Source organism: Maribacter vaceletii, assembly GCF_003634105.1.
GTDB lineage: Bacteria > Bacteroidota > Bacteroidia > Flavobacteriales > Flavobacteriaceae > Maribacter_B > Maribacter_B vaceletii.
This window is the reverse complement of the sequence record NZ_RBIQ01000007.1, coordinates 1,305,695-1,323,245: the sequence shown is the minus strand read 5'-3', so window position 1 is coordinate 1,323,245 and position 17,551 is coordinate 1,305,695. Positions and strand designations below refer to the sequence as shown.

The 17,551-nt window shown below is 30.4% G+C and carries 13 protein-coding genes; 2 read left to right on the top strand and 11 right to left on the bottom strand.

Going from position 1 to position 17,551, the window contains the following annotated elements; translation table 11 throughout:
- Positions 1 to 4: 4 nt before the first annotated feature.
- From CLV91_RS05390 to uvrC, 5 genes are all read right to left on the bottom strand, one after another.
- Complete coding sequence (locus CLV91_RS05390; RefSeq protein WP_121064724.1) at positions 5 to 1,273, bottom strand: M23 family metallopeptidase; 1,269 nt, start codon at positions 1,271 to 1,273, stop codon at positions 5 to 7.
- Between the two features lie 2 nt (positions 1,274 to 1,275).
- Entirely contained in the window at positions 1,276 to 2,244 is a 969-nt protein-coding gene (locus tag CLV91_RS05385) for a tryptophan 2,3-dioxygenase family protein (RefSeq protein ID WP_121064722.1), read from the bottom strand.
- 7 nt (positions 2,245 to 2,251) lie between these two features.
- Positions 2,252 to 3,031, bottom strand: a complete 780-nt coding sequence (locus CLV91_RS05380; protein WP_121064720.1) for a DUF3108 domain-containing protein — start codon at positions 3,029 to 3,031, stop codon at positions 2,252 to 2,254.
- A 320-nt stretch (positions 3,032 to 3,351) separates the two neighbouring features.
- Entirely contained in the window at positions 3,352 to 5,601 is a 2,250-nt protein-coding gene (locus tag CLV91_RS05375) for a patatin-like phospholipase family protein (protein WP_121064718.1), read from the bottom strand.
- 11 nt (positions 5,602 to 5,612) lie between these two features.
- On the bottom strand, positions 5,613 to 7,409 hold the full coding sequence (gene uvrC, locus CLV91_RS05370) for an excinuclease ABC subunit UvrC (RefSeq protein ID WP_121064716.1): 1,797 nt from the start codon (positions 7,407 to 7,409) through the stop codon (positions 5,613 to 5,615).
- 563 nt (positions 7,410 to 7,972) lie between these two features.
- On the opposite strand from uvrC, the gene CLV91_RS05365 reads away from it, so the two are divergent.
- The gene (locus tag CLV91_RS05365) at positions 7,973 to 8,533 is read left to right on the top strand and encodes a 5-formyltetrahydrofolate cyclo-ligase (RefSeq protein ID WP_121064714.1); all 561 of its coding nucleotides are present in this window, start codon (positions 7,973 to 7,975) and stop codon (positions 8,531 to 8,533) included.
- 110 nt (positions 8,534 to 8,643) lie between these two features.
- Here the strand turns inward: CLV91_RS05365 and CLV91_RS05360 are convergent, their stop codons facing one another.
- From CLV91_RS05360 to ileS, 4 genes are read right to left on the bottom strand one after another with little or no spacing between them, the layout of a single operon-like run.
- Complete coding sequence (locus tag CLV91_RS05360; RefSeq protein ID WP_121064711.1) at positions 8,644 to 9,282, bottom strand: lipoprotein signal peptidase; 639 nt, start codon at positions 9,280 to 9,282, stop codon at positions 8,644 to 8,646.
- A gap of 32 nt (positions 9,283 to 9,314) precedes the next feature.
- Positions 9,315 to 9,935 (bottom strand): hypothetical protein, encoded by a 621-nt coding sequence (locus CLV91_RS05355; protein ID WP_121064709.1) that lies wholly within the window; start codon positions 9,933 to 9,935, stop codon positions 9,315 to 9,317.
- A 40-nt stretch (positions 9,936 to 9,975) separates the two neighbouring features.
- Positions 9,976 to 10,359 (bottom strand): TraR/DksA family transcriptional regulator, encoded by a 384-nt coding sequence (locus tag CLV91_RS05350; RefSeq protein WP_121065747.1) that lies wholly within the window; start codon positions 10,357 to 10,359, stop codon positions 9,976 to 9,978.
- 4 nt (positions 10,360 to 10,363) lie between these two features.
- A complete protein-coding gene (gene ileS / locus CLV91_RS05345) occupies positions 10,364 to 13,762 on the bottom strand; it encodes an isoleucine--tRNA ligase (RefSeq protein WP_121064707.1) in 3,399 nt (1,132 codons plus the stop codon).
- Positions 13,763 to 13,944: 182 nt separating this feature from the next.
- On the opposite strand from ileS, the gene CLV91_RS05340 reads away from it, so the two are divergent.
- Positions 13,945 to 14,289: a hypothetical protein gene (locus CLV91_RS05340; RefSeq protein WP_121064705.1), complete on the top strand. Its 345-nt coding sequence runs from the start codon at positions 13,945 to 13,947 to the stop codon at positions 14,287 to 14,289.
- 54 nt (positions 14,290 to 14,343) lie between these two features.
- On the opposite strand, the gene CLV91_RS05335 is transcribed toward CLV91_RS05340, so the two are convergent.
- Positions 14,344 to 16,755, bottom strand: a complete 2,412-nt coding sequence (locus CLV91_RS05335) for a TonB-dependent receptor (RefSeq protein ID WP_245987146.1) — start codon at positions 16,753 to 16,755, stop codon at positions 14,344 to 14,346.
- Position 16,756: 1 nt separating this feature from the next.
- A complete protein-coding gene (recO, locus tag CLV91_RS05330; RefSeq protein WP_121064701.1) occupies positions 16,757 to 17,476 on the bottom strand; it encodes a DNA repair protein RecO in 720 nt (239 codons plus the stop codon).
- Between the last annotated feature and the right edge of the window lie 75 nt (positions 17,477 to 17,551).

The window sequence follows — 17,551 nt, the reverse complement described above, 5'->3', positions numbered from 1 at the left end:
TGTTTTAATTAAGTGTTACTAGTTCTTCTTCTATTTTCTCTGGAAAATTAATACTATCTAATTGTTCTCTTTTAGGATTTATAAAATTATAATAATCTTCCCTTAAAGATTCCGCTAACGGCTCTGCTTGTGGCAATTTTTCTTTTAGTGGATCTACTTGTCTTCCATTTTTCCAAAAACGATAACATACATGAGGTCCTCCTGTATTTCCCGTCATACCAATCCATCCAATAACATCTCCTTGCCTTACAAACTCCCCTTTTTTAACATTTTGGTTTTTCATGTGTAAATATTGTGTAGAATAAGTACCATTATGCCTTATTTTAACATATTTACCATTACCTCCTCTTCTGGTAGATTCTGTAACAGTACCGTCTGCTGTAGCAATAATTGGTGTTCCTATTGCTGCAGCATAATCTGTTCCTTTATGCGGTCTTAGTTTGTACCCGTAATATTTTATTCTTCTTTTTAAATTATATCTTGAAGATATGCGACTAAATTTTACTGGGGCTCTTAAAAAAGTTCTTCTTAGGTTATTTGCATTTTCATCAAAATAATCTACAATATTTTTCAAAGAATCATTTTCATAAGCAAACGCATAAATTGGTTTGCCATTATGCTCAAAAAAAGCAGATTCTATTGGTCCAGCTCCTGCATAAATAGAATCGTTAATATACTTTTCTTTATATATTACCTTGAATTTATCTCCCTTTTGAAGTCTAAAAAAGTCTATTGTCCACGCATAAACTTCTGATAAATTGTTTGTTACATTATAATCTATTCCTTGATCTAAAATTGCTTCGGATAAAGAAGTTTCTATTACGCCAGAAGCTTCTCTTTCTACATATTTTACCTCTTTTTTATTCTTATATGCGGTTACACTATCTCTTAAATCTACTACAGTATAATTTATAGCATCATTTTCATAAATAAAAACTTGTGCAGTTTCTGTAGTATCTTTTGCTTTTAATATTATATAAGGTTTTCCTACTCTTATTTTACGAACATCAAAAGTGTCTTTATAATCCTCTGAAATTTTTGCGATTTTAGGATATTCTACGTGGTTTTGAAGCATTAACTCTCCAAAGCTATCTCCATTTTTAACCGTGTCTTTATGTACTTTAAAATTATCTAAATTAAAGCCGTATTGTTTTGTAATTACCTTTTCTTCTTGCTTAGGTTTTTGTACCTCAGCAGTAGTTTTTTTTGTTTCATTGTTTTTACAAGCAGACAGTAAAACCAATGCTATTATTGTGCCCCAATATTTATGCATTATTACTCTTTGTTATTATCTGGATTAAAAATATGGTTTACCCATTCTTTTCCCCAATCTGTTATTTCTTGTTTTGTATATATTTCTGGAAAAAATATTACTTTTTGAAAACTTGGTGGTAAATATTTTTTCCAATTTGTTCCTCCAGTTGCATCTATGGCTTCTTTCTCCTTATGTAAATACCTATGTGCAGAACCCATATGCATTAGTGGCCAATTTACATTTGCATTTAAGTCTAACTTTTTTAACGCTTTAACTAGTTCTTTATTGTTTTGATCTTCTTTAGAAAGTTGCAAGTATTTATCATAAATAGTACTGTTATGAACTTGCTTTGCTATTCTTATTAAACGTGGCGTATACCTATACTCAAACTGTTTTAAGGTTAATGTTTTTTCTCCCGTTTCTTTGTCTATTGCTCCTTTTTTCCAATATATAGTTTCATACAATTCTTCTATAGTATTTTCTGAAGAAAAAAGCTCTCTTTGTGTATGGTGCACTAAATTATGCATTGGAGTTGCATAAAGTTCTATCATCCTATATTGTGCAGATTGAAAGCCACTAGCTGGCAATAATGCCATTCTGTATTTTAAAAATTGCTCTCTTTCCATTCCTTTAATCATGATACTAAAGGAGGATATTAAAGCTTTATAGTAATTATTTATTCTATTAGCCTTATCAATAAAAAAAGAAACGCTTAGAGACTTATCGTCCACCAATTGTTTCTGTTCGTGTAATATTAATTTAAAGTATAGTTCGGTAATCTGATGGTACATTATAAAAATCTCTTCATCAGGGAAATATGTTTTGGGAACCTGTAAGCTTAAAAGTGTATCTAAATGTATATAATCCCAATAAGTTAAGTAGCGTTGGTAGAGCAAACCATCTAAATAAGCGCTAAGATCTTGGCCAGAATCTTTATATTTTTCTTGTAGTTTTTTTATTTGAGACTCTATCTGCTCGTTATTCTCCATTAGTAAGTTAGTCCATTATAATTTTAAACTGATGTTTAAGACCATTATACCCATCTAAATCTGCCTTTATAGAACCAACCGCTATGTCTGCTTTTATTCTTATTGGTATTCTATTATCATCATTAGACACCCAAAGAGATAAACTTTCTTGCTCTTTAAATATTCTTCCTGATTGAACTAAAGGTCTAAATTTAAGGCACTCTACCTTTCCGTATTTTGTCTTAACCACTTCTTTTCCAAGATACTTTAATTTAAAATTAAAAACGCCATCATCATCAAACAACATTTTTAATGTAATTGCTTCTCCTTTTACTAAATCTTGAACATTGTAATTGTTTCTAAGGTAATAAAAAGCAGATATTAAATCTTGTATACTATCTTGAAGGTCAAAATTAAGCTTTTTCTTGTTCTTTTTATCGTTTAATAATGCCTTATCTTTCTTATAATCAAAATTTATCTCAACATCTTTCTTATAACCTCCTTCATTAATTTTGCGAACAAAACGGTATGGCTTTCCATCTTTTTTATCAAAATAACTCTCATATGTATCATCTACTTTAAAAAATACACTTGCAAAACCTGTAGTTTCTCCATGCGCTACAACATGGTATACTGGTTTATTATTTATGGTACTATTTTTAACTTGTAAGGTGGCATAACTAGCATTTAAAAAACCATAATGCATACGAAATTTAAGCCACTCTCCTGATTTAAATGAAGATTTTTGATTTTGTGCGTTACTAAATAAACTTATGAATAAGAAAAATAAGAATATAATTTTTTTCATAACCTATAGTTGTTTAAAACATTAAAATTACTAATTAGTAATACTAAATGTGTGTTAGTAACAATATCTTAAACAAAATTTGTTCCAAAGTATTGTATAAAAAAAGCCCAGTTTTAAAACTGGGCTTTTCCTAAATAACCAACCAAACTTTAAATTATGAAAAACCAATACTTAAAGTTATAAGGGAACCACCCCTTATGTTATACAAATGTAGTGTATACTACTTTTACAACAACAAGCTTTAACTTACTTTAACTATTACATTAACACTTATTGGTATTTAGCCTATAATTTTATATTTTTTTTAAGAAAAGAGGCTCCTAAAACCAGTATCCTACACTTATAAACAGATTACTTTTTTTTACTTCTGGAGACCAAGAATACATTAATTGAATAGGGCCTACAAAAGAATCTAAACCATATCCTATTCCATAGCCAGAAAAATTTGGCGCGGTAAACCATTCTCCTGTCCTAAAAATATCATCCTCTATATTAGAATAATTACATGCAAACATAAAATGATTTTTAGCCGCAAATTCATAATCTAATTTTGCATAAGCTTTTACAAAACTATTGCCTGGCAAGCTTAAAAAATCATACCCAATAAAAGGAGTAAAATTATTAATAGTACTAGCTCCAAAACCTCCTAAAACAAAATCGAAAGTAGATACTTTAGATGTTCCTAGTTTAAAACCTCCTTCTGTTTCTATATTTAGGGCTAGGTTTTTAGTTATAGGAATAGCCACTCCTATTTTTGCTTTAGATATTGAAAATTCTTTAAAATTGTTATTATAATCAGACGACCAAGGGTAAAAATGAAAATCGCCATTAAAATACACCCCTTTTTTTGGGAAATATTTATTGTCATAAGTATCATACGTTAATTGGCTATAGGCACTTAAAAAAGTGCTTTTTTCAAAAAAGGTTCTTCTATCTTTAGAACTTGCAGTACTATCTATACTTGCTAGAGTTCTAGAGCTATATTTTATAAATTTATGCTCTACTCCTAATGTAAATGCTAATTCGTCTTTTAAAACCGTTTGTACATATATTTGGTTTGTTAAATCTGTTACATCTAAATTAATCCTATTAACATTAGCTATACCTGGAATATCATAATTTTCATTTATTATGCTAAAATCTATTTCTTCTTCAAAAGCATTAAACCTAGAGGTAACTCCAAAACTCCAATAGCTACCTTTATCTATATAATACTGCATATTATAACGCACATTGTCTCCTAAAATAAAATCAAAAGAAGCAACATCATCTCTTGTTAAAAAATTTTTTCTTGTAAGGTTAATTATTGCTGCACTTTTATACAGATCGTCATAATGAGCTCCTAAACGAATAAAGGCTTTAGTTTTCTTTTCTTCTAAATTTAAAATAAGGTCTTCTCCAATGCCATTTTCTAAAAGTTTATATCTATTAGTGTGGAAGTTTCCTGTAGCCGATAAATTTAAAATTCCTTTTTGCAAGTCTAAAAACGTAATTTCTTTTCCCATAGAAAACCTTAGTTTTCCTTTTACATAGCCTCTTGAGTAATTATTATTCCCATCTATAATTAGTCGGCTAATTATCAAAGTATCCTTTACTGTTGTTTTTGTAATAGGTTTTTTAATATGATTTTGATTAAATGCTACGGTTTTTAATTCAGAATATTTTTGAATTGCAGCAGTTTCCCCTGTTTTAATAATGGCTTCTCCTTCATTAAAATCTAAAACGGAATATTCTCCAATTTTTGGTTTAATATAGATAGTAGTCTCTTCAGATTTTTTTTCCATATCTGTAGCTACTCTAAAATTATTTATTTGAGATAAAATTTCTGTTGCAGACAAAAGTTCTTCTCTGCTAGATAAACCATGTTGTACATCTACTCCTATAACAACATCTGCCCCTAACTTTTTTACTTGATCTATAGGGTAGTTATTTACAATACCCCCGTCTATTAGGGTTTTGTCTCCTATTCTTGTTGGCTCAAAAAGGGAAGGGAGTGTACCGCTAGCCATTATTGCTTCAGGCAAGTAACCTTTATCTAAAATTACCTCTTCTCCCGTTTCTACATTGGTTGCAATACATACAAATGGTTTTGGTAATTTTTTAAAATCATTAATATCTTTTACATGGTACAATAAGCGCACCAACTCATTATAAATATTTTGTCCTCCAGAATATGCAGCAGGAACTGATATCTTAAATTTATTAAATGGTAATGTTAAAATATAACGTTCAGAATCCTCTTTTTCATAAAATGTTTTTGCACTTCTTGGTAAATTATCTTGAATAAAACCTCCAAAATCTATATTTCTAAAAATAGAGTCTAACTCCGTAGCAGAATAACCAGAAGCATATAATGCACCAACAATTGCTCCCATACTTGTGCCACTTACATAATCTACATGTACTCCTGCTTCTTCAATAATTTTTAATGCGCCAATATGAGCCATTCCTTTTGCTCCACCACCACTTAAAACCAGGCCTACTTTTACATCTTTTTGTACTGCTAAATTCTGCGCATTTACAAAAATAGTAAATAATATTGCTGCTATTGTTATTAGTAACTTGGGCATACTATATTAGATTATTGTTTAGTATTAAATGCTTCAAATATTTTTTTTGCTTTAGAAAAACCAACGTTTTCTGTTAACTTTTCTAAGGATGCTTCTTTTACTCTTTTTACCGATTTAAACTGTTTTAATAATTCTTCTATTGTTTTTTTTCCTATACCTTCTATATTTTCTAACTCAGAGTGTATAGCCGCTTTACTTCTTTTATTTCTATGAAAAGTAATTCCAAATCTATGTGCTTCATTTCTTAGTTGTTGAATAATTTTTAAGCTTTCAGATTTCTTATCTAAATATAAAGGTATTGGATCTTCTGGAAAATAAATCTCCTCTAATCTTTTTGCTATTCCTATAATCGCAATTTTTCCTCTTAAACCCAACAAGTCTAAGCTTTTTAATGCGGATGATAGTTGTCCTTTTCCGCCATCTATAACTATTAATTGTGGTAGCGGTTCTCCTTCTGAAACTAATCTTTTATATCTTCTATAAACAACCTCTTCCATAGAGCCAAAATCATCTGGCCCTTCTACTGTTTTTATATTGTAGTGCCTGTATTCTTTTTTAGATGGCTTACCATTTTTAAAGACTACACATGCAGCAACTGGATGTGTTCCCTGAATATTACTATTGTCAAAACATTCTATATGTCTGGGCTCTTCAGAAAGACGAATATCTTTTTTCATTTGCCCCATTAACCTATTTGTATGCCTGTCTGGGTCAATTATTTTTATTTGATTAAAACGTTCTTTCCTATAATATTTAGCATTACGTTCTGATAATTCTAGTATCCTTTTTTTGTCTCCTAACTTTGGTACTGTAATCTTTAACTCTGGGGCAACTTCTATTTTAAAAGGCAAGTAAAGCTCTCTTGTTACTAGGTTAAAACGCTGTCTAATTTCTATAATAGCTAAAAGCAAAAGCTCGGCATCCGTCTCATTTAATTTTTTCTTAAGCTCCATGGTATGTGATCTAATAATTGCGCCATGAGAAAGCTGTAAAAAATTTACATAAGCAAAAGCTTCATCAGAAATTATAGAAAATACATCTACATTATTAATCTTAGGGTTTACCACCGTAGACTTAGATTGGTAATTTTCTAAAACTTCAATCTTTTCTTTTATTGCTTGCGCCTCTTCATACCGCATTTCCTTAGCCATTTTTACCATTTGGCTTTTAAAATAATGTAATGATGTTTTAAAGTTACCTTTAAGAATTTCTTTAATATCTTTTATTTGCTGATTATAATCCTCCAAAGATTGATACCCTTCACATGGCCCCTTGCAATTTCCTAAATGATATTCTAAACATACTTTATATTTTCCGGCCTCTATTTTTTCTTTAGAGAGATCATAGTTACAAGTGCGAAGAGGATAAACACTTTTAATTAAGTCTAATAAAGTCTTTACGGTGAAAGTACTTGTGTAAGGGCCAAAATAAGCCGATCCATCTTTTATTAATCTCCTTGTACTAAATATTCTAGGAAATCGTTCATTTTTAATACAAATCCAAGGGTAGGTTTTATCATCTTTCAACAAAACATTATACCTAGGTCTATATTTTTTAATTAAATTATTTTCTAACAAAAGCGCATCAGATTCTGTAGATACAACTATATGCTTTATATTCCTTATTTTTTTTACTAATACTCTCGTTTTACCATTATCATGTTTCTTATTAAAATAGGAAGAAACTCTTTTCTTTAAATCTTTTGCTTTGCCTATATATAGTATCTTATCTTCCTCATCATAAAATTGATACACCCCAGGGCTTTTGGGAATTGTACTTAATTGTATTTTTATAGGAATATGAGACATGAAAAAACAAGATTATTGACCTTTTATAAAGTAAGGTTAAATTACTATGTTTTTTAAATAATAACTATCTATTTCAACTTTTTTTAACTCTATTATATTTAGTCAAACTAAGTTTTTAATATTGTCAAATTCTTGATTTACAAAGGGCAATATTTTCATATTGTTATTTTTAAATACGAAACTCTATAAAAATGTTAAAAACAGTTTGCCAAAAAAAAGGAATATTTAATGGCATTTTAGAAGAAATTTTTGTAACAAATTGATTATCAATTTTTTAAATATATAAACTACATTTTAATGTTACGTAAACTTTTCTTTTTTGTAAATTTTTTTTGTTAAAATGTGCATTTCATCGATACAAAAGTGTATTTCATGGGTTTTATATCGTTTTTTTTACATATATTTAAAACATCTTAAAACCCGAAAATCATGGACAGCTACATAATTACCTTAGGAACTTACTTAATATTAATGTTATTTTTTAAGGTGTTTTACGCATCTTCTGTAAAAGAATAATAGTACTAATAAGTAACTTTACGTAAACTTAAAATCAACTTTTATACATGTTGAAAAAAGATTTACGAACCATATATTTAGACAAAAGACTTCAATATTCTACACAGTCTTTACAAAGCGAAAGCTTAATTATTTCTAATAACTTATTAGTCTTACCTGTATGGAGTTATACTAACTACCATATTTTTTTACCTATTGATAATAAAAATGAAATAGACACTAGTTTTATTTTGTCTATTTTACATGGAAAAGATAAAAACGTTATTATTCCTAAAATGTTTACAAACAATAGTTTAGAAAACTATTTACTTACAGATAATACTACATTAAAAAAAAATAAATGGGGAGTTTCAGAACCTATAGATGGTATTAAGATAGAACCTTCTTCTATTGATGTTGTATTTGTTCCACTTTTAGCTTTTGATAAAAAAGGGAATAGAGTAGGTTATGGAAAAGGATATTATGATAATTTTTTAAATAACTGCAAACCTGAAGTTCTAAAAATAGGGCTTTCTCTTTTTGAAGCAGAAGAACAAATTACGGATGTATATGAAAATGATATTCCACTAGACTACTGCCTTACACCAAAAAAAACATATGTTTTTTAAGTAAACTACCTCGGGGCAAGCCCACGAGGCATTTATTAGGAAACTAATTTTGATTTCGAGGCAAGCTTCGGAGCATTTAAATCTCGATTATCAATTACTTTCAGGAAAAACTACTCTTCATTTTTATTTTCTTCAGAGATTTCTCCAAAAGCTTTTTTATTAAAAACTAATAAAATGCCTACCCCTGTACTAATTGCTGTATCTGCAATATTAAAAACTGGCTCAAAAAAACGAAAATTATCTCCTCCAAAATAAGGAATCCATTCTGGTAAAGTAGTATCTACCATTGGAAAATAAAGCATGTCTACCACTTTTCCATAAAAAAAGCCTCCATAAGGTTCATTAGAGAATAATGTTGCTACTTGATTGTAACTATCATTAAAAATTACGCCGTAAAATAAGGAATCTAAAATATTACCTAAAGCACCAGAAAAAATACACGAAACGGCAATTATTAGTGTATTAGAAGCTCCTTTTCTTATAACATCATATAACCAATAACCAATACCTGTAATTGCAAAAAGCCTAAAGACAGTTAAGATAAGCTTTCCTGTAGCATCTGAAACTGGTATAATATCACTTAATTTAGCTCCCCAAGCTGCACCTTCATTTTCTATAAAAAGTACTTTAAACCAACTAAAAACCTCAACAGATTCCCCTAAAACAAAATTTGTTTTTATATAAATTTTACTAATCTGATCTATTAAAAGTAAAATGAAAATTAGTAGTAATGACTTTTTTAAATTCATAATCTTATTTATGGACGACAAAAATAGACATATTATTTTACTTTATTTAACAAGATATTTCCTGTAATAGTTGTTAAATTAAAAAGGGTTTCTCCCTCTGGGAAATCATCTTTTTTAATTTCTCCGTATTTACTATAGGTAATAAATTTACCTTGTTCATTTTTAACTATTATGTCTCCACTTTTAGTGGTAACAAAAACGTCTCCTGTTATAGTAGATAAGTTACATATACCATCTTCTAAAGAAACTCTTAAGCTTTTATAAGTACCAGATGCTACTATATTACTATTTGTACCTAACAATAAAACGTCTTTATCTTTAGGAAGCATAATTTTTAGTGCTATAGATACTACTTTATGCGCACTTAATTTATCATTTGGACTTACAAAAACAGGTTGAAATTCTGTTTTTATGCCAATAGAAGATTCTCTTTCGCTGACATTTAAGAGTAAATCTTTTTGATACTCTCCATCGATTAGAGCCTCTAAAATTATTTCGTTATTGTCTGTTGTTACAACCTCTATTTTATAACAATTGGTAGCATCTATTTCTATAGTAGAAATAGCACTATTTACTATGGATTTTTTTACTACTTTCTGACTTAGACCAATAAAGGAACAAAAAAGTAAAAGGGGGAAAATAAACTTTTTCATGCTTAGTTATAAAGAACGCCCTAAAAAGGGCGTTTTGCTATTATTTTTGCATATTCTTAGCTTCAATACTAAGTGTTGCGTGTGGTACTAATTTAAGACGCTCTTTGTTTATAAGTTTACCTGTAACTCTACAAATACCATACGTCTTATTTTCTATACGAAGAACAGCATTTTTTAAATCACGAATAAATTTTTCTTGGCGTATAGCTAATTGCGTATTAGCTTCTTTACTCATAGTTTGCGAACCTTCCTCAAAAGCCTTAAAAGTTGGCGAAGTGTCATCCGTACCATTATTACCATCATTCATATACGAACTTTTAAGTAATTCTAAATGACTTTTAGCTTTCTCTATTTTTTCTTCTATAAGCACTCTAAACTCTGCTAAATCTTTATCTGAATACCTTACTTTTAAATCTTCTGCCATAATATTAATGTTTTGCAATAAACAATTTTGTGTTCACTTGGTCAAAAGTTACTTCCGTGCCACTTTCTAATTTTTCTTCAAAATGTAAATCTGCAGTTAACGTTTCTGTCTTAATATAATCTATATTTCCAGCAACTGCTTCTTCTACAATACCGTCTTTTAATATTTTAATATCAATTTTGTCTGTAACTTCAAAACCAGATTCTTTTCTAATATTTTGAATACGGTTTACTAATTCTCTAGCTATTCCTTCTTTTTTAAGCTCATCATTGATAGTAACATCTAGAGCAACGGTAAGTTTACCTGATGTTGCCACTAACCAACCTTCAATATCTTGAGAAGAAATCTCTACATCCTGTAACTGTAAATTAATACTTTTATTTTCTATGCTTATAGATAATTCGCCATCCTGCTCAATTTTCTGGATATCTTCTTGATTAAGACCCGCTACAGCTTGTGCAATTAGCTTCATATCTTTCCCATATTTAGGTCCTAAAACCTTAAAATTAGGTTTTATTTGCTTTACTAAAATGTCTGAAGCATCATCTAATAATTCAATTTCTTTTACATTAACCTCAGACTTTATTAAATCTGCAACAGCTTCTATCTCCTGTTTTTGTTTTTCATCTAATACAGGAACTATTATCTTTTGCAATGGCTGTCTTACTTTTATTTTTTCTTTTTGTCTTATAGACAAAACTAAAGAAGAAATAGTTTGCGCTTTTTCCATTTTACTTTCCAAATCTGCATCTATAATAGCACTATCATATTCTGGAAAATCTGCTAAATGTACACTTTCAGAAGCATCTTTTTGCGTAGTATTTGTTAAATCTTTGTAAAGTCTATCCATAAAGAATGGAGCTACAGGCGCCGATAACTTTGCAATAGTTACTAAGCATGTATAAAGAGTTTGATACGCAGATATTTTATCTTGCTCATATTCTCCCTTCCAAAAACGTCTTCTACATAATCTTACATACCAGTTACTTAAATATTCCTGTACATAGTCTGATATAGCTCTTGTTGCTTTTGTAGGTTCATATTCCGCATAAGCATCATCTACCTTTCTAATTAAAGAATGTAGTTCTGACAAAATCCAACGATCTATTTCTGGTCTTTCCTCTAACGGAATGTCTTTTTCAGCATATTTAAAATCATCCAAATTAGCATATAAAGCAAAGAAAGAATAGGTATTATAAAGTGTTCCAAAAAATTTACGTTTAATCTCTGCAATACCTTCAATATCAAACTTTAAATTATCCCAAGGATTTGCATTAGAAATCATATACCAACGGGTGGCATCTGGTCCATGAGCATCCATAGTTGTAAAAGGATCTACTGCATTCCCTAAACGCTTAGACATTTTTTTACCATCCTTATCTAATACCAAGCCATTAGAAACTACATTTTTATACGCTACAGAATCAAAAACCATAGATGCAATAGCATGGAGAGTATAAAACCACCCTCTTGTCTGATCCACTCCTTCTGCAATAAAATCTGCAGGAAAAGTTTTTCCTTCATCTATTAAATCTTTATTTTCAAACGGATAATGCCATTGTGCGTATGGCATAGAACCACTATCGAACCAAACATCTATAAGATCACTCTCTCTCTTCATTGGTTTTCCCGAAGCAGAAACTAAAGTAATTTGATCTACAATATTCTTGTGTAAATCTATTTTCTCATAGTTCTCTTCGCTCATATCTCCTACAACAAAATCTTCAAAAATGTCTTTTTCTAAAACACCTGCTTGTAATGCCTTAGCCATTTCCTCTTTTAATTCTGAAATAGAACCTACTATAATTTCTTCTTTACCATCCTCTGTTCTCCAGATTGGTAATGGTATTCCCCAATACCTTGATCTAGAAAGGTTCCAATCATTAGCATTTGCCAACCAGTTTCCAAACCTACCTTCGCCAGTAGATTTTGGTTTCCAGTTAATAGTTTCATTTAACTGAAACATTTTATCCTTTACATCTGTCACCTTAATGAACCAAGAATCTAGTGGGTAATATAATATAGGTTTATCTGTACGCCAGCAGTTTGGATAACTGTGCACATACTTCTCTACCTTAAAAGCTTTGTTTTCTTCTTTTAAACGAATTGCTATTTCTACATCTATAGAACGTTCAGGAGCTTTACCTTCTTCATAATATTCGTTCTTAACATATTTACCTCCCCATTCTCCTAATTCTGGTCTAAATTTTCCTTGTAAATCTACCAATGGAACTGGGTTTCCGTTCTCATCTAAAACTAACATTGGTGGAATTTCTGGCACTGCTTGTTTTGCCACAAGGGCATCATCTGCACCAAAAGTAGGTGCTGTATGCACAATTCCTGTACCGTCTTCTGTAGTAACAAAATCTCCAGAAATTACTCTAAAAGCATCTTCTGCATTTTGGTAGGGTTGCACAAAATCTATAAGTTGTTCGTATTTAATACCAACAAGGTCTTTTCCTTTAAATTCCTTTACAACGTAATATGGTATTTTTTTATCGCCAGATGTATATTCTAATAATTCTGGTTTAGTTTCTACCTCTTTAAATTTACCTGCAAACTGTTTACCAACTAAGTTTTTGGCTAAAATTACATTCATAGGCTTAAACGTATATTGGTTATACGTTTCTACCAAAACATAATCTATTTTAGGGCCAACAGTTAATGCTGTATTACTTGGTAATGTCCATGGAGTTGTTGTCCATGCTATAAAAAATATAGTTCCTTCATCTTGTAAAAAATCTGGAAGTGTTTCGTTAATAGCCTTAAATTGTGCTGTTACCGTGGTATCTGTAACGTCTTGGTAGGTTCCCGGCTGGTTAAGCTCATGAGAACTTAGACCTGTACCTGCTTTAGGAGAATATGGTTGTATTGTATATCCTTTATAAATAAGGTCTTTATTATAAATCTGCTTTAATAACCACCAAACAGATTCCATGTATTTAGACTTATAAGTAATATATGGATCTTCCATATCTACCCAATAACCAACTTTCTCGGTCATTTCATTCCAAACATCTGTATAACGCATTACTGCTTTTTTACAAGCTGCATTATACTCCTCTACAGATATTTTTTTACCAATATCTTCTTTGGTAATACCTAATTCTTTCTCCACACCTAACTCAATAGGTAATCCATGCGTATCCCAACCTGCTTTTCTTTTTACCTGAAAGCCCTTCATGGTTTTATACCTTGGAAAAATATCTTTAATAGTACGAGCCATTACATGATGTATGCCAGGCATACCGTTTGCCGAAGGAGGTCCCTCATAAAAAACATAACTTGGTTTCCCCTCTCTAGAAGAAACACTTTTATCAAAAATATCTTGTTCCTTCCAGTATTTAAGAATTTCTTCTGCTACCTTTGGTAAGTCTAAATTGTTGTATCCTGCAAACTTCATAATCTCAGTGCTCTACCTTTTAATTAAGGCTGCAAAATTATAAATTTAGATTGAATAATAGGCCTATAAAACCAACCAATATATGCCCTTACACCTTCTTTCTTAAACAAGAACATCCAAAATTCGATTTATTACGTATATATTTGCGTTGAAAACATATTTAAACACTAAAAACATTCACAATGAAAAAAGTAATTTTAGGATCAATCTTAATGGTTGCATTAAGTGTATCATTTGTATCATGTAGAGAAGCTGCTGATAAAGCTAAAGATGCTACAGAAGCTGCTGCTGATGCTGCAGGAGATGCGGTAGATGCTGCTGGCGATGCTGCAGATAAAGCTGTTGACGCTACAAAAGAAGTAGCTGGTGATGCTGCTAACGCTGCTGGTGATGCAGTTGATTCTGCTAAAGATGCTGCAGGTAACGCTGTAGATTCTGCTAAAGACGCTGCAAACGATGCTGCTGACAAAGCAAAAGACGCTGCAGGAGCTGCTGCTGATAAAGTTAAAGATGCAGTAAAGCACTAAGAACTTATTCTTATAAAAAAGGGCGAAACTTAATTGTTTCGCCCTTTTTTTTGCCTAAAATTTATATCCTATTCCAAGAATAAAATTTATTCCCGGAGCAACTATACCAGAAGAATACGTTCTATACCTTTGGTTTGTAATATTCTCTATACCTAAAGATGTTTTTAATGCAGATGAAATTGCATATTGAGAACGAAAATTAAGAGTATGCCAAGATGGTGAGTATGGATTACCGTTTGCATCTAAAGCATAAATATATTCCTTATTTTTTTCTGAACTTGCTAAATCATTATACGCTATTTCTCCGTTATAATTTAAATAAATATCTGTCTTAATTTTTTGGTTTTTCCATATAACATGAAAATCACCAAATGTTGGTGATACATGCCTTGCTGGAGTATCTGTACCATCTTCTTCTTCCTCTATACCTTCTGCAAAAGTTATATTACTAGTTATTGAAAAATTTTCACTTATATAAGCATCCAACCCAAACTCAAATCCATAAACATATGCTTTAGCTGCATTTTGAACTGCCTGAACATTACTTAATTCTCCATTATAATTTATCTCTGATGCGCCATTAAAATTAAAGTCTCTACGTACCAAAGCATCTACTAAATAAGTATAAAATGTTGCGCCTTTTAGCACAACTATATCTTTAATATTTTTATGAATACCTAACTCTACATTATAGGCATATTCTGGTTCTAAATCTGGATTAGGCACTACTACAGATCCAGGTTCCGAATCAAAAACCTTACCAACATCATCTATATTAGGAGACCTAAACCCTGTAGAACCATTAAAAGTAACTTGAAGATTTTTTTTAGGAAACCAACTTAATCCCAAACTACCTGTTAAAGCCCCTGTACTAAGCCTTTCATTATCAAAAGGAAAAGGATAAAAACTTGTGTCAAAATCTGCATCTATCCATACATGGCTATATCTTAAACCAGATAATACAGTGAAATTAGGCTTAGCTTTATATTCTCCATTAACGTACGCAGCAACGGTTTTCCAACTTGCGCCATGAGGGTATCTAGATGCCGCTACATTAGTTTCTTTGGTTTCAATATTTGTTTCTAAACCATTAGAATATACTTTGTTAAAAATAAATTCACCTCCATAATACAAACGTAAATCTCCAATTTTTTTGTTTTCAAAATCTATATTAGCAGATAAGGCATCTACCTTTTCTTTAGTACTAACTAAATCTAATGCATTAAAGTTTCTACTATTTCTACTTTCTTCAAAATGTTGGTATGCTGTAGTTATTTTTAAGCCATCATAAAATTTACCATTTCCTTTTTTTTGTAATTGAAAATTAGCCATAAACCATTTTTGAGGGCCGTAATACCAATCTCCATAACGAAGTCCGTCTCCATTACTATTTGGTCTTATTAAACGGTCATACCTAGAATAATCTGATGTTTCTGAATAATAAGTTCCTAAGAACAATTTTAAATTATTATTAGGTTTAAATGCTAATTTTTGCATTACATTAATTTGGTTATATCCGCTTGCAACTTGTTTTTTAGGGTTTGTATTATTTACCAATTTATCCTCATTATTTACTCTTTCTACATAATAATTTCTTAAATAAGAATCTGGCCCTGAAGCCCCCATTTTTAAATCGTCAAAACGATTATGAGTTACACTTGTTAAAAGTGCCCATTTCTTTTTTCCAAAATTAACATCTGCGTGTATTGTATTTTCCATATTTGCAGAAGAGAAACGATAATTAGCATTACCCATAACTGCCAAACTATCTATTGTAGAAAAAGTTGCTTTTTTGGTATAAAAATTCATAACACCCCCAATAGCATCACTACCATAAATTACGGATCCTGGACCAAAAATTATTTCAGTATTTTTAATTGTGTATGGGTCTATAGAAATAACGTTTTGCACATTACCTCCTCTAAAAATGGCATTATTCATACGAACACCATCTACAGAAAGCAGTAATCTATTGGTTGCAAAACCCCTTATCATGGGGCTTCCGCCTCCTAACTGACTTTTTTGCACAAATACTTTGCCGCTTTTTTGCAATACATCTGCGGCAGTTTGTGGCGCAGTAAAGGAAATGCTTTTAGCATCTATAGATGTTATTTTATTTGGAATATCTTTTTTTTGCTGTTCCCATTTAGAGATAGACATAACAACCTCGTCTAACTCATTTGGTTTCATCTCCATAAAAACTTTATAATCCTGTTTTATGAGTTGCTTTTTAGTCTTTTTTAAAAGTTCATAACTAACATGCTTAAATATTATTTTTTCTTTTAACCTAAAACCATCTAATATACAGGTTCCATTTATATCGGTGATTGTTGCTTTAGACTTATCACTATTAAATACAGCAACATTAATTATAGGAGTATTAGTGTCTGTATCTAAAACAGTTATTTGTTGTGCAAACACTATTTGTACAAATAAAAACGCTATAAAAAATATTATTTTTTGCATCTTAATTAAATACTTCATTTAGTATGGCTAGAGATTTAGGTTTCCTAAACCCTTGTAAATGTAATTCAAAATAAAGCACTAAAGATTTTAACAAATCTTGCCTACTTTCTTTATGTAACTTAATGGTATGTAATGCATCAAAATTTATGCCTAATAGTGTTTTAAAGTTTGCTAAATTTTTATTTTGTAGCATTGGGTTTAATGATGGGCTTTTAATAAACTCTCCTTCTAGCAAATCAAAATATAAGGCTTGTATATTAGACGTATCTGGATATATTCCTAAATATCTAGTTAATTGTAGTAAAAAGTATAAATGAAAATTTGCAATTTCATCATTAGTATCTAGCCATTGCAACATTACTTCTATAAAAGAAAAAAGGTCTTTGTTACACTCTTCTTCATGAATACTATGGCTTAACATTTCTGCCAAAAAAAGAGTCATTGCATTTTTTGCAATTTGTGAATGTAAGGTTTGATAGTGATAATTTACTTTAGCTTCCCGTATACTTTCTAATGTTCCCTTATTTCTATGGTTTGCAACAATTTCTAATTGCATTAAAGGTTGAAAATATGCTGTTTTTAATTTTCCTTTTTTGCTCGCCAAAACACCTTTTAACAAATAGGATTTAAGCCCGTCTGAAGCTGTAAAAGCCTTAACAATTAAACTGGTGTCTCCATACTTTAAAGAAGATAATATTATAGCTTTAGTTGTTACCTGCATATAGGTTATTATATCCGTACAAAGATAATTGTAATAAAATAAAAAGGCTTCCCAGAAACTGGAAAGCCTTAATTT